At 59.8% G+C, this 13244-nt stretch carries 10 protein-coding genes; 3 read left to right on the top strand and 7 right to left on the bottom strand.

All coding sequences use genetic code 11. The features are described 5' to 3' along the window. The first annotated feature begins 176 nt into the window (after window positions 1–176). The gene (locus tag ACQKPC_RS00205; protein ID WP_007896907.1) at window positions 177–842 is read left to right on the top strand and encodes a LexA family protein; all 666 of its coding nucleotides are present in this window, start codon (window positions 177–179) and stop codon (window positions 840–842) included. 39 nt (window positions 843–881) lie between these two features. On the opposite strand, the gene ACQKPC_RS00200 is transcribed toward ACQKPC_RS00205, so the two are convergent. The 4 genes from ACQKPC_RS00200 to ACQKPC_RS00185 form a co-directional block, all read right to left on the bottom strand. Next, complete coding sequence (locus tag ACQKPC_RS00200) at window positions 882–2837, bottom strand: acetyl/propionyl/methylcrotonyl-CoA carboxylase subunit alpha (RefSeq protein WP_427622703.1); 1956 nt, start codon at window positions 2835–2837, stop codon at window positions 882–884. After that, entirely contained in the window at window positions 2837–3652 is an 816-nt protein-coding gene (locus ACQKPC_RS00195; RefSeq protein ID WP_063343081.1) for a gamma-carboxygeranoyl-CoA hydratase, read from the bottom strand. The genes ACQKPC_RS00200 and ACQKPC_RS00195 overlap by 1 nt, the downstream gene beginning before the upstream one ends. A 125-nt stretch (window positions 3653–3777) precedes the next feature. Then, window positions 3778–5385, bottom strand: a complete 1608-nt coding sequence (locus ACQKPC_RS00190; protein ID WP_008014290.1) for a carboxyl transferase domain-containing protein — start codon at window positions 5383–5385, stop codon at window positions 3778–3780. A gap of 12 nt (window positions 5386–5397) precedes the next feature. Further along, window positions 5398–6561 (bottom strand): isovaleryl-CoA dehydrogenase, encoded by a 1164-nt coding sequence (locus ACQKPC_RS00185; protein WP_008014292.1) that lies wholly within the window; start codon window positions 6559–6561, stop codon window positions 5398–5400. A gap of 330 nt (window positions 6562–6891) precedes the next feature. Here ACQKPC_RS00185 and ACQKPC_RS00180 point away from each other — a divergent pair, with 330 nt between their 5' ends. Further along, window positions 6892–8589 carry an AMP-binding protein gene (locus tag ACQKPC_RS00180; protein WP_427622702.1) on the top strand — a complete coding sequence of 566 codons (1698 nt, stop codon included), beginning with the start codon at window positions 6892–6894 and terminating at the stop codon, window positions 8587–8589. A 676-nt stretch (window positions 8590–9265) separates the two neighbouring features. Here ACQKPC_RS00180 and ACQKPC_RS00175 read toward each other — a convergent pair. The 3 genes from ACQKPC_RS00175 to ACQKPC_RS00165 all read right to left on the bottom strand — a co-directional run bounded on the left by ACQKPC_RS00175 (window position 9266) and on the right by ACQKPC_RS00165 (window position 11850). Beyond that, window positions 9266–10165, bottom strand: a complete 900-nt coding sequence (locus ACQKPC_RS00175) for a hydroxymethylglutaryl-CoA lyase (protein WP_427622701.1) — start codon at window positions 10163–10165, stop codon at window positions 9266–9268. A 147-nt stretch (window positions 10166–10312) separates the two neighbouring features. Continuing rightward, window positions 10313–10714 carry a MerR family transcriptional regulator gene (locus tag ACQKPC_RS00170; RefSeq protein WP_008068244.1) on the bottom strand — a complete coding sequence of 134 codons (402 nt, stop codon included), beginning with the start codon at window positions 10712–10714 and terminating at the stop codon, window positions 10313–10315. 206 nt (window positions 10715–10920) lie between these two features. Further along, the gene (locus tag ACQKPC_RS00165; RefSeq protein WP_008068246.1) at window positions 10921–11850 is read right to left on the bottom strand and encodes a LysR family transcriptional regulator; all 930 of its coding nucleotides are present in this window, start codon (window positions 11848–11850) and stop codon (window positions 10921–10923) included. A 164-nt stretch (window positions 11851–12014) separates the two neighbouring features. Between ACQKPC_RS00165 and ACQKPC_RS00160 the strand changes: the two genes are divergently transcribed. After that, a complete protein-coding gene (locus tag ACQKPC_RS00160; RefSeq protein WP_030130892.1) occupies window positions 12015–13244 on the top strand; it encodes an acyl-CoA dehydrogenase in 1230 nt (409 codons plus the stop codon).

The following is a 13244-nucleotide window of genomic DNA, read 5'->3' as shown; positions in this document are numbered from 1 at the left end:
GTGGTGTCGAATTGCATGTCGGGCAGGGTAATGCTGGGGATGGTCATGACGATGGCAAGCTCCGTGAGAGATTCAAATCCGTGAGCCCAGCTTAGCACGTACTGTATTTGTGTCTTGAATTTAAATACTACAATTTGTGTTTTGTTGGTCGGAGTACCCCACGTATCGTGCCGCACATGGATAAATGGATTGAATTGGTCAAGGCCAAAATGAGTGAACTCAAAGTCACTCAAGAAATACTCGCCGAGCGCATCGGAATGTCCCAGGGCGGCGTCGGCCATTGGCTGAATAAACGTCGTCAGCCCCGCATCCAAGAGATGAACCGTGTCTTGCAGGCGCTGGGGATGGACTATCTGGAAGTCGCGATGGTGATCAGGGAACCGCAGATCTCACAGGATGAGGAGATCTCTCTGACGCAAAAGTACAACCCGTACTTTCGCTACCCGGTCAGTGACTGGCGGGAAACCGGAGAGGTGCGCGATGGAGAACTATCGGCTTACGGCGCCTCATCGACTGTCAGCAAGCCGCGCTTCGAGTTGTCCGATTACCATGCCCAGGGCGCAGCGTTCTGGCTGGTGGTGGTTGGCGATGCGATGACCGCACCCACGGGTGTGAGCATTGCCGCGGACATGTTGATTCTGGTGGACCCGGCCATCGTGCCCGAGCCTGGCAAACTGGTGATCGCCCAATGGCCCGGCAGCGCCGAGGCGGTTTTTCGCAAACTGATCGAAGAGGGCGGGCAGCGTTATCTGGTCCCGCTCAATCCGACCTATCCGAAAGCCCTTTTCACCGAGGAATGCCGAATTATCGGCGTAGTGGTTCAGGCGACTGCCAAATTCTAATCAGATCGGTCCTCGCAACGCGTAGGACCGATCTTCATTTCACGCGTGTTCCAACTCCACCAACGCACTGCCTTCGCTGACCATCTCGCCTTCCTGGCAATACAACGCCTTGATAATCCCAGCGTGGGGCGCGCGAATGCTGTGCTCCATTTTCATCGCTTCCAGCACCACCAATTGCGCCCCGGCTTCGACCGTTTGCCCGGCCTCCACCAGCACTCGCACGATGCTGCCGTTCATAGGCGCGGTGAGCCCGCCCTGATGGCTGTGACTGGCTTCGACGGCACTGATCGGGTCATACGACTCGATGCGGCGCAGCTCACCGTCCCATTGCAGATACAGCGTATGGCCCCGGCGGATTGCCCGATGCTGGCGGCGCAAGCCGTTGTGTTCGGTCAGCAGATATTCATCCTTGAGCTGCGCGGTATGAGCGTCGACATCGCCCAGGGTCAGCGCCCGGTCTTGCTCTTCGCAACTCAAATGCAGGGTGATTTCTGTTGGCAGTCCGGCACGGAATCCGTTGCCGATACCCCAAGGCGAACTCAGGTCATCAGCGCGGGTCGTGCTCGACTGACTCTGGGCAAATGCCTGCGCGGCCGCTTGCCAGAACTCATCGCTGAGGTCTGAAGGTGCTGGCAGCAGTTGTTCCTGATAACGCGGAATAAAACCGGTATCCAGCTCCGCCGCGGCAAATGCAGGGTGGCCGATGATTCGGCGCAGGAAGTTGATGTTGGTTTTCAGCCCGCCGATGGCAAACTCATCAAGCATGCTCAGCAAACGCAGCCGTGCCTGTTCACGGTCTTCGCCCCAGGCAATCAGCTTGCCGAGCATCGGGTCGTAGAAGGGCGAAATCTCGTCGCCTTCTTCGACACCACTGTCGACGCGACGCCCCGGTCCTGCGGCGGATTCACGATACAACGCCAGACGCCCGGTGGCCGGTAGAAAATCGTTGCCCGGGTCTTCGGCATACAGCCGCACTTCAATCGCATGGCCGATCAGCGGCACCTGGTCTTGAGTCATCGGCAGCGCTTCACCGCGGGCCACGCGAATCTGCCAGGCCACCAGATCGAGGCCGGTGATCGCTTCGGTGACCGGGTGTTCAACTTGCAGGCGCGTGTTCATCTCCATGAAGAAGAACTCACCGCGCGCATCCAGCAAAAACTCCACGGTGCCGGCGCCGACGTAACCGATGGCCTGTGCCGAGCGCACGGCGGCTTCGCCCATGGCGCGACGCAGTTCCGGGCTCAGACCCGGAGCCGGGGCTTCTTCGACGACTTTCTGATGCCGACGCTGGATCGAGCAATCACGTTCGTTGAGGTATAGGCAGTTGCCATGCTGGTCGGCAAATACCTGGATTTCCACGTGGCGTGGTTTGAGCAGGTACTTCTCCACCAACATCCGCGAGTCGCCGAACGAGGACAGCGCTTCACGTTGCGCCGAGGCCAGGGCTTCGGCCAGTTGGCTGACGTCCTCGACGACTTTCATGCCTTTGCCACCGCCGCCCGCCGTGGCCTTGAGCAGCACCGGATAACCGATGCGTTCGCAGGCGTCGCGGAAGGTTTCGAGGTCTTGGGCTTCGCCGTGATAGCCGGGTACCAGTGGTACGCCTGCGGTTTCCATCAAGGCTTTGGCCGCGGACTTGCTGCCCATGGCGTCGATGGCCGAGGCGGGTGGGCCGAGGAAGATCAGGCCGGCCGCTTCGATCGCGCGGGCGAACCCGGCGTTCTCCGAAAGAAAGCCGTAGCCCGGATGAATCGCCTGGGCGCCGCTGGCTTTCGCAGCGGCGATCAGTTTGTCGATTTGCAGGTAACTGTCGGCGGCTTTGCTGCCGCCCAGGTCAACGCGGATATCGGCTTCGCGGCTGTGCCGGGCATCCCGGTCGGTGGCGCTGTGCACGGCCACGGTGGTCAGGCCCAGGGCTTTGGCGGTGCGCATCACCCGGCAAGCGATTTCGCCGCGGTTGGCCACCAGCAAGGTGGTGAGAACAGGTGCGCTCATCAACGCGGCTCCTTGAGGGTGGTTTCGGCTTGCCAGGCTGGCGAGCGTTTTTGCAGGAAGGCGCGCAGGCCTTCCTGGCCTTCTGGACTGACGCGGATTCGGGCGATGGCGTTCTCGGTGTAACGTCGCAGCGCCGGGGTCAGCGCGCCATGGCCGACTTCACGCAGCAAGTCCTTGCTGGCGCGCATGGCCGCCGGACTGTTGAGCAGCAGGTTGTCGATCCACTGATCGACTTTCTGTTCCAGTTCAGCCATCGGGTAACTCTCCGACAACAAGCCGATTTCCCGAGCCCGTTGCCCGCCGAAACGTTCTGCGGTCAACGCATAGCGCCGTGCCGCGCGCTCGCCGATGGCTTGCACCACGAACGGGCTGATGACCGCCGGTGCCAGGCCGATGCGCACTTCCGACAGGCAGAATTGCGCGTCGTCGGCGCCGATGGCCATGTCGCAGCAACTGATCAGGCCCAGCGCGCCGCCATAGGCTGCGCCTTGCACCACTGCCACGGTCGGGATTTTCAGCTTGGCGAGGTTGTACATCAACTCCGCCAGTTCCCGGGCGTCGTCGAGGTTGGTGTGGTAATCGAGCTCGGCCGATTGCTGCATCCAGGCCAGATCAGCGCCGGCGCTGAAGTGTTTGCCACGCCCGCGGATCAACAGAAAACGCAGGCTGGCATCGCTCGACACTTTGTCCAGCGCGAGGATCAGTTCGCGGATCATTTCGGCGTTGAAGGCGTTGTTTTTTTCTTCACGGCTGAGCCACAAGGTCGCAAAACCCCTTGGATCGCTCAGCAGTTCGAGGGTGTTGAAGTCGCTCATATTTGTCCGTCTCCACAACTCATGTGGGAGCGGGCTTGCTCGCGAATGCGATCACTGGTTTACGATTGCTTCGCAATCGAACGGGGGCAAGCCCCCTCGCCACACAAGCCCGCTCCCACAAAAAATCACATCCGGAACACGCCGAAGCGGCTCGGTTCGATTGGCGCATTCAGCGATGCCGACAAGGCCAGGGCCAACACGTCGCGGGTCTGCGCCGGGTCGATGACACCGTCGTCCCACAGTCGAGCGCTGGAATAATAGGGATGCCCCTGTTCTTCGTATTGATCGAGGATCGGTTGCTTGATCTCGGCTTCTTGCTCGGCGCTGAAACCATGGCCACTGCGCTCAGCCTGCTCACGCTTGACCTGCACCAGTACGCCCGCCGCCTGTTCGGCCCCCATCACGCCAATCCGCGCGTTCGGCCACATCCACAGGAAGCGCGGATCGTAAGCCCGACCGCACATGCCGTAGTTACCGGCGCCGAAGCTGCCGCCGATGATCACGGTGAATTTCGGCACCTTCGCGCAGGCCACGGCGGTCACCAGTTTCGCGCCGTGCTTGGCGATGCCGCCGGCTTCGTATTTCTGGCCGACCATGAAACCGGTGATGTTTTGCAGGAACAGCAACGGGATGCCGCGCTGGCAGGCCAGTTCGATGAAGTGCGCGCCTTTCTGCGCGGCTTCGGCGAACAGGATGCCGTTGTTGGCGAGGATCGCGATCGGGTAACCGTGCAGGTGGGCAAAGCCGCAGACCAACGTAGTGCCGAACAATGCCTTGAACTCATCGAACACCGAGCCATCCACCAGCCGCGCGATCACTTCGCGCACGTCGAACGGTTGCTTGGCGTCCGCCGACACCACGCCGTACAACTCGTCGCTGCTGTACAGCGGCGCGATCGGCGTGCGTTGTTGCAGTTCACCGAGCTTGCGCCAATTGAGGTTGGCGACGCTGCGCCGGGCCAAGGCGAGGGCGTGTTCATCGCTCTCTGCGTAATGGTCGGCGACACCGGAAATCTTGCAGTGCACATCGGCACCGCCGAGGTCTTCGGCGCTGACCACTTCGCCCGTCGCGGCTTTCACCAGCGGTGGGCCGGCGAGGAAAATCGTTGCCTGCTGACGAACCATGATCGCCTCGTCGGCCATCGCTGGTACATAAGCGCCACCGGCGGTGCAGGAGCCCATGACCACCGCAATCTGCGGAATGCCCATGGCGCTCATGTTGGCCTGGTTGAAGAAGATCCGCCCGAAGTGTTCGCGGTCCGGGAACACTTCATCCTGACGCGGCAAGTTGGCGCCGCCGGAGTCCACCAGATAAATGCAGGGCAGGCGATTCTGTTGGGCGATGGTTTGTGCGCGTAGGTGTTTTTTCACGGTCAGCGGGTAATACGAGCCGCCTTTCACGGTGGCATCGTTGGCGACGATCATGCATTCGACGCCTTCCACCCGGCCGATTCCGGCAATCACGCCAGCGGCGGGAACGTCTTCGCCGTACACCGCGTAGGCCGCCAATTGGCTGATTTCGAGAAATGGCGAACCCGGATCGAGCAGGCGATTGATCCGCTCACGGGGCAGCAGTTTGCCTCGCGATGTGTGGCGCTCTTGAGCCTTCGGGCCACCACCTTGCTGCACTTGCGCGAGCAGGGTGTGCAGGGCGTCGACCTGTTTGAGCATTGCCGCGCTATTGGCCGCGAACTCCGCCGAACGGGGGTTGAGCTGGGTATGCAGGATAGCCATGTGCAGCTCCGTTTAGCGGGTTTCGTTGAACAGTTCGCGACCGATGAGCATGCGACGGATCTCACTGGTGCCGGCGCCGATTTCGTACAGCTTGGCGTCACGCAGCAGACGACCGGCGGGGAATTCGTTGATGTAGCCGTTACCGCCGAGAATCTGGATCGCGTCCAGGGCCATTCGGGTCGCGCATTCGGCGCTGTAGAGGATGACGCCGGCGGCGTCCTTGCGCGCGGTTTCGCCGCGCTCGCACGCCTGGGCCACCGCATAGAGGTAGGCGCGACTGGCATTGAGTTGGGTGTACATGTCGGCGACTTTGCCCTGGATCAACTGGAATTCGCCGATGCTCTGGCCGAACTGTTTGCGGTCATGAATGTACGGAACGATCAAGTCCATGCAGGCCTGCATGATCCCGGTCGGGCCACCGGAAAGCACCACGCGCTCGTAGTCGAGGCCGCTCATCAGCACTTTCACGCCACCGTTGAGTACGCCGAGGATGTTTTCTTCCGGGACTTCGACGTCATCGAAAAACAGCTCGCAGGTGTTGGAACCGCGCATGCCGAGCTTGTCGAACTTGCTGCTGCGGCTGAAGCCTTTCCAGTCACGCTCGACGATGAACGCGGTGATGCCGTGCGGCCCTTTTTCCAGGTCGGTCTTGGCGTAGATCACGTAAGTGTTGGCGTCAGGGCCGTTGGTGATCCAGGTTTTGCTGCCGTTGAGTACGTAGTGGTCGCCACGTTTATCGGCGCGCAGTTTCATCGACACCACGTCGGAACCGGCATTCGGTTCACTCATGGCCAAGGCACCGATGTGCTCGCCGCTGATCAGTTTTGGCAGGTATTTGCTTTTCTGTTCGTGAGTGCCGTTGCGGTTGATCTGGTTGACGCAAAGGTTGGAGTGGGCGCCGTAGGACAGGGCGACCGAGGCCGAACCGCGGCTGATTTCTTCCATGGCGACGACGTGCGCCAGGTAACCCAGGCCCGCACCGCCGTACTCTTCCGGCACGGTGATACCCAGCAGGCCCATGTCGCCGAATTTGCGCCACAGGTCAGCGGGGAACAGGTTGTCGATGTCGATCTGAGCGGCGCGCGGGGCGATCTCTTTGGCGACGAAGGACTGAACCTGATCGCGCAGCATGTCGATGGTTTCACCGAGGGCAAAGTTCAGGGATGGGTAGCTCATGGGGCACCTTTTGGCTTTTTTGTAGGGTGGGGAGGGCAGTGATTCGGCTCTCACCTTTACGTTAACGTAAGCCTGTGTCGAATGGCTGTCAATGACCCTTTACGTTAACGTCAACTTGAGCGAGAGTAGAGCCAGTTCTGAAAGACCAGCGTCGCACTCTGTGGCGAGGGAGCTTGCTCCCGTTCGAGCGTGAAGCGGTCGCAAAGTCAGCATCCGAGGTGTGTCAGGCATCCCCCGATAGCTGATTTCACGACTGCTGCGCAGCCGAGCGCGAGCAAGCTCCCTCGCCACACAAGCCTCGCTCCTACAATAAAGACAATAGGGGTCGTCATGGATCAACCCAGTGCAAGCCCGCAGCGCAGCTATACCCGTGGTTCCCAGGATAAAGCCTTGCTGGCGATGACCATCGGGCAGGCGTTTGATAACACCGTCGCGCAACACCCGAACGGGGAGGCGCTGGTCGTGCGCCATCAACAACTGCGTTACACCTGGCAGCAGTTGGCAGAGACCGTCGACCTGCACGCCAGAGCATTTTTGGCGCTGGGCTTGCAGACCGGTGATCGGCTCGGTATCTGGGCGCCGAATTGTGCCCAGTGGTGCATCAGCCAGTTCGCCAGCGCGAAAATCGGCGTGATCCTGGTCAACATCAACCCGGCTTACCGCAGTTCCGAACTCGAATACGTGTTGAAGCAGTCCGGTTGCCAATGGCTGGTCTGTGCCGGTGCCTTCAAGACCTCCGACTATCACGGCATGCTGCAGGGGCTGGTACCGGAACTGGCGGAGCAATCCATCGGCCAGTTGCAGAGCGAACGCCTGCCGGAACTGCGCGGGGTGATCAGCCTGGATGCGCAACCGCCATCGGGTTTCCTGCCGTGGTCGCAGCTGACTGATCTGGCGGCCAGCGTGTCGGTCGAGCAATTGCGCGAACGCCAGGACAGTCTGCATTTCGATCAAGCGGTAAACATCCAATACACCTCCGGCACCACCGGTTTCCCCAAGGGCGCGACCCTCAGCCACTACAACATTCTCAACAACGGTTACATGGTCGGCGAAAGCCTGGGGCTGACGGCCGATGATCGGCTGGTAATTCCTGTGCCGCTGTATCACTGCTTCGGGATGGTCATGGGCAACCTCGGCTGCGTCACCCACGGCAGTACCATGATTTATCCCAACGACGCTTTCGATCCGTTGCTGACGCTGAGCACCGTCGCCGAAGAAAAAGCCACCGCGCTTTACGGCGTGCCGACCATGTTCATCGCCATGCTCGATCAGCCCAAGCGCGCTGAGTTTGATTTGTCGAGCCTGCGCACCGGGATCATGGCCGGGGCGACGTGTCCGATCGAGGTGATGCGCCGGGTTATCAATGAAATGCACATGAGCGAAGTGCAGATTGCCTACGGCATGACGGAAACCAGCCCCGTGTCTTTGCAGACCGGTCCGTCAGACGAGCTGGAATTGCGCGTCACCACCGTTGGCCGAACACAGCCGCAACTGGAAAGCAAAATCATCGACGAGGCGGGCAACCTGGTACCGCGCGGCACCATCGGTGAGCTGTGTACCCGGGGCTACAGCGTGATGCTCGGCTACTGGAACAACCCGCAAGGCACCGCCGAGGCTATCGATGAGGCGGGCTGGATGCACACCGGCGATCTGGCGAGCATGAACGACGAAGGCTACGTGTGCATTGCCGGGCGTAACAAAGACATGATCATCCGCGGTGGTGAGAATATTTACCCAAGGGAGCTGGAAGAGTTCTTCTTCACCCACCCGGCGGTCGCCGACGTGCAGGTGATCGGCATTCCTTGCTCCCGGTACGGCGAAGAGATCGTCGCCTGGATCAAGTTCCATCCCGGCCACAGCGCCACCGAGCAGGAGCTGCAAGCCTGGTGCAAGGAGCGCATTGCGCACTTCAAGACGCCGCGTTACTTCAAGTTCGTCGAGGAGTTTCCGATGACGGTGACCGGCAAGATCCAGAAGTTTCGGATGCGTGAGATCAGCGTCGAGGAGCTACGAGGTAATCACGCCTGACCACAATTCCTTGTGGGAGCGAGCCTGCTCGCGATGACGGCAGCACATCCAATATAGATGTCGACTGAACCACCGCTATCGCGAGCAGGCTCGCTCCCACAGGGGGGCAGTGGAAATGGCAAACACCAGAAAGCACAAAGGGGAGCCGAAGCTCCCCTTTAATTTTGTCGTTACGTGCTCTTTTTTTATTATTGAGGGGCGGTCTGTTGTTGTTTTTGGCAACCGTGGCCCTTTACCGCTGTTTTTGTCGATCCCCATCCGGGATCAAGAGCAAACGTATTTTTTTGAGCGCTGATCTACTTTTTCGCTAAGCGATCCAACCAGTTCGGGAGCTACCTGAAGGTAGTTTTATTGTTCTCTGCCCGGTTGCGGGTTACTTCGAAAAGCACCCTGAAAAGCACATCCTCTCCAAAAAAATCTGTTAGCTGCGTCTCTGCCGTGTTGTTCTTGTTATGTCAGAGTCGTTACGTCTTATTTTTATTGGTTTGCAGTTTTTATTCTTGTTATGCCATAGAGATAGCAGAAGCCGTGCCAACTTTTAAAAATCCTTTAAATTCAATGAGTTGAGTTTTTAGTAGGATTTTTCATCCGACCAAAACCCGACAATTTGTTTCCGTGTTACTCGCTTCCGCCCACGTTTCTGCACACCCGGTAACACCCTGACACATCCACGCTGTCACTGTGCGCTGCGAGCCTTGGCCACGCGCGAACCGGTAGGGCGCCCCAGCACCGCGCAAATCTGTTGGCCGGCCCGAATCAAGGCGTCCAGATCGACTCCGGTCTCGATACCCAGGCCGTTGAGCAGGTAAACCACGTCTTCGGTCGCGACATTGCCGCTGGCGCCCTTGGCGTACGGGCAGCCACCGAGGCCGGCGATGGAGCTGTCGAACACCGCGATGCCTTCCAGCAGGCTGGCGTAGATGTTGGCCATGGCCTGGCCGTAGGTATCGTGAAAGTGCCCGGCCAGTTTTTCACGTGGTACATCGGCCGATACCACTTCGAACATCTTGCGGGTCGCGCCAGCGGTGCCGGTGCCGATGGTGTCTCCCAGCGAAACCTCGTAGCAGCCCATCGCATAGAGCTCACGAGCAACCCGGGCGACTTGTTCCGGTGCGATGTCCCCTTCGTAAGGGCAGCCCAGCACGCAGGACACGTAACCGCGCACGCTGACGCCATGTTGTCTGGCGGCGTCCATGATCGGCACGAAGCGCTCGAGGCTCTCGCTGATCGAGCAATTGATGTTGCGCTGGGAAAACGATTCGGACGCTGCGGCAAACACGGCGACTTCCTTGACCCCGGCGGCGATGGCATCTTCAAAGCCCCGCAGGTTGGGGGCGAGGGCGCCATAGGTTACGCCCGGCTTGCGCTGGATCTGCGCGAAGACCTCGGCGGAGCCGGCCATTTGCGGCACCCATTTGGGCGAGACGAAACTGCCGACTTCTATATAACCCAGGCCTGCGGCGGTCAGTGCGTCGACCAGTTGCACCTTGTCTGCAACGCTGATGGGCTGGGCTTCGTTTTGCAGACCGTCGCGGGGGCCGACTTCGACCAGGCGTACGTGGGTGGGTAGGGACATGGCAATGGACCTGTGCTGATTGTCTGAATGTTCAGAGAACCCTGTGGGAGCGAGCCTGCTCGCGATGGCGGTAGCACATTCAACATTGATGTCGACTGACCCGGCGCTTTCGCGAGCAGGCTCGCTCCCACAGGGGATTGTGTAGACCTATTGGACGGCCTGCTGGCTCTTGATTGTCTGTTCCAGCGCCTGGGTACAGCGCTCTTCGGCCGTATCGAGTTCCAGTTTCATCTGTTCGATGTCCAGCAGTTGCTGTTCGAGTTGTTCCCGACGCTCGGCGATTTTCGCCAGCATGCTGTGCAGTTGCTTGGTGTTACCGCTGGAGGGGTCATAAAGCTCTATCAGCTCGCGGCATTCGGCCAGGGAAAAACCAATGCGCTTGCCCCGCAGAATAAGCTTCAGGCTTACCTTGTCACGGGGCGAATAAATGCGCTCCTGGCCGCGACGTTCGGGGCTGAGCAGGCCTTGCTCTTCATAGAAGCGAATAGCCCGGGTGGTGATGTCGAGCTCGCGGGCGAGGTCGGAAATGCTATAGGTCTGGCTGCTCATGGAAGCGCTCGAAAAAGGTCATGGCGCTAAGCTAATGGCAGGTTGACGTTTACGTCAAGGGGCAGAGGTTTCCACTGTTCTTGCTGGCCCCATCGCGAGCAGGCTCGCTCCCACAATAGATCTACGGTGAACACAACATTTGTGTAAAACAGAGATTCCCTGTGGGAGCGAGCCTGCTCGCGATGAGGGCGCTGCGGTCCAAAGCCCTACACCTTATCCAGCTTCTTCTCATGCGCCGTAACCTGCTGACACAACTCGATCATTTGCTCGCGCATCCAGCGGTTGGCCGGGTCCTGGTCAGTGCTTTCGTGCCAGTAAAGGTGAGTTTCCACCGGCGGAACTTCTTTGACCGGCAGGTTCACCGAGTACAAGTCATGGCGACGGGCGAAGCGTTCCGGCACGGTCATGACCATGTCGGTCTGCTGCAACACCTGGGACGCCATCAAGTAATGCTGGGAGCGCAGGGCAATCTTGCGCTGGATACCCATTTTGCCCAGGGCCAGATCGACATAACCCAGACCGCTGCGCCGGCTGGAGATATGGATGTGGGTCAGGGACAGATAATCATCGAGGGTGAATTTCTCTTTGCCCGCCAACGGATGGCCCTTGCGCATGGCGCACACGTAACGGTCCTCCATCAACTTGACGTGACGCACCTGCGGGTCGGTGTTGAGCGGCGCATCCACTGCAAAATCGAGACGCCCGGCCGCCAGTTCCTTGGTGGTCTCGCGACGTTTGGACAGGAAGCTTTCGATGATCACCGTCGGCGCCAGGCGTCGCAGGCGCTGGAACAGCGGCGGCAGGATCACCGCTTCAGTGAGGTCGGTCATGCTGATGCGGTAGGTCTTGACCGCCTGCAACGGGTTGAAGATACGGCTTTCCTGCACCGACACCCGCAGCAAAGAAAGGGCGTTACGCACCGGGCCGATGATGTTTTGCGCCATCGGCGTGGGCACCATGCCTTGGGCGGTACGCACGAAAAGCGGATCGTTGAAGGTCTCGCGCAGGCGGGCCAGAGCGTTCGAGACTGCCGGTTGAGTAATGCCGACAATTTGCCCGGCGCGCGTCAGGTTGGCTTCGGTGTAGATCGCGTCGAAGACGATGAAAAGGTTGAGGTCGACCTTGCTCAGATTCATTGCGCTGCGCTCTCTGCTCTTGTTTTAGGAAGGTAGCTCGATCAGTCGATCATATATCGGTGATGAATGTTAATACACGCCGAGAATAGGCTAGGTAAATTATCAACGCTGTTCTAGCATCGATTGCATGACCTGAACAACCTCCCTTTAGAAGGTAGCTGCCCATGGATTTCGCTTATTCGCCCAAAGTGCAAGAACTGCGTGAGCGCGTGACCGCGTTCATGGACACCTACGTTTATCCCGCTGAAGCGGTGTTCGAACGCCAGGTCGCCGAGGGCGATCGCTGGCAGCCGACAGCGATCATGGAAGAACTCAAACTCAAGGCCAAAGCTGAAGGCCTGTGGAATTTGTTTCTGCCTGAATCCGAACTCGGCGCCGGCCTGACCAACCTCGAATACGCGCCATTGGCGGAAATCATGGGCCGCTCGCTGCTGGGCCCTGAGCCGTTCAACTGCTCTGCGCCGGACACCGGCAACATGGAAGTGCTGGTGCGTTACGCCAATGAAGAACAGAAGCAACGCTGGCTCGAACCGCTGTTGCGCGGCGAGATCCGCTCCGCGTTCGCCATGACTGAGCCGGACGTGGCCTCGTCTGATGCCACCAACATGGCCGCCCGCGCTGTGCGTGATGGCGACGAATGGGTGATCAACGGCAAGAAATGGTGGACCTCTGGCGCCTGCGATCCACGCTGTAAGATCCTGATCTTCATGGGCCTGAGCAATCCGGATGCGCCGCGCCATGCGCAGCACTCGATGATTCTGGTGCCGGTGGATACCCCAGGCGTGAAGATTGTGCGTCCGCTGCCGGTGTTCGGTTACGACGATGCGCCTCACGGCCACGCCGAAGTACTGTTCGAAAACGTCCGGGTGCCGTACGAAAATGTCCTGTTGGGTGAAGGACGCGGCTTCGAAATTGCTCAGGGTCGCCTCGGCCCGGGCCGGATTCACCACTGCATGCGTTCGATCGGCATGGCCGAGCGTGCGTTGGAGCTGATGTGCAAACGTGCGGTCAACCGCACCGCGTTCGGCAAACCCCTGGCGCGGCTGGGCGGCAACATCGACAAAATCGCCGACTCGCGGATGGAGATCGACATGGCGCGCCTGCTGACGTTGAAAGCGGCGTACATGATGGACACCGTCGGCAACAAGGTGGCGAAGAGCGAAATCGCGCAGATCAAAGTCGTGGCGCCGAACGTGGCATTGCGGGTGATCGACCGGGCGATCCAGATCCATGGCGGGGCAGGGGTGTCCAACGATTTCCCGCTGGCCTACATGTATGCCATGCAACGCACCCTGCGCTTGGCCGACGGCCCGGACGAAGTGCACCGCGCGGCGATCGGCAAGTTCGAGATCGGCAAATATGTGCCGAAGGAAATGATGCGTAGCGGTCAATAA

Origin of the sequence: Pseudomonas sp. NPDC089918 (genome assembly GCF_050280605.1) — a bacterium.
Taxonomy (GTDB): domain Bacteria; phylum Pseudomonadota; class Gammaproteobacteria; order Pseudomonadales; family Pseudomonadaceae; genus Aquipseudomonas.
Note: the sequence above shows the minus strand (reverse complement) of the source record. Positions and strands in the feature narration are given on the sequence as shown.

Excerpts from the sequence above, each read along its gene's own strand:
- ACQKPC_RS00190 (WP_008014290.1), bottom strand. The coding sequence starts at position 5,385 with ATGGCTATCCTGCATACCCAGCTCAACCCCCGTTCGGCGGAGTTCGCG.
- ACQKPC_RS00165 (WP_008068246.1), bottom strand. The coding sequence starts at position 11,850 with ATGAATCTGAGCAAGGTCGACCTCAACCTTTTCATCGTCTTCGACGCG.
- ACQKPC_RS00180 (WP_427622702.1), top strand. The coding sequence starts at position 6,892 with ATGGATCAACCCAGTGCAAGCCCGCAGCGCAGCTATACCCGTGGTTCC.
- ACQKPC_RS00170 (WP_008068244.1), bottom strand. The coding sequence starts at position 10,714 with ATGAGCAGCCAGACCTATAGCATTTCCGACCTCGCCCGCGAGCTCGAC.
- ACQKPC_RS00160 (WP_030130892.1), top strand. The coding sequence starts at position 12,015 with ATGGATTTCGCTTATTCGCCCAAAGTGCAAGAACTGCGTGAGCGCGTG.
- ACQKPC_RS00205 (WP_007896907.1), top strand. The coding sequence starts at position 177 with ATGGATAAATGGATTGAATTGGTCAAGGCCAAAATGAGTGAACTCAAA.
- ACQKPC_RS00185 (WP_008014292.1), bottom strand. The coding sequence starts at position 6,561 with ATGAGCTACCCATCCCTGAACTTTGCCCTCGGTGAAACCATCGACATG.
- ACQKPC_RS00200 (WP_427622703.1), bottom strand. The coding sequence starts at position 2,837 with ATGAGCGCACCTGTTCTCACCACCTTGCTGGTGGCCAACCGCGGCGAA.
- ACQKPC_RS00195 (WP_063343081.1), bottom strand. The coding sequence starts at position 3,652 with ATGAGCGACTTCAACACCCTCGAACTGCTGAGCGATCCAAGGGGTTTT.
- ACQKPC_RS00175 (WP_427622701.1), bottom strand. The coding sequence starts at position 10,165 with ATGTCCCTACCCACCCACGTACGCCTGGTCGAAGTCGGCCCCCGCGAC.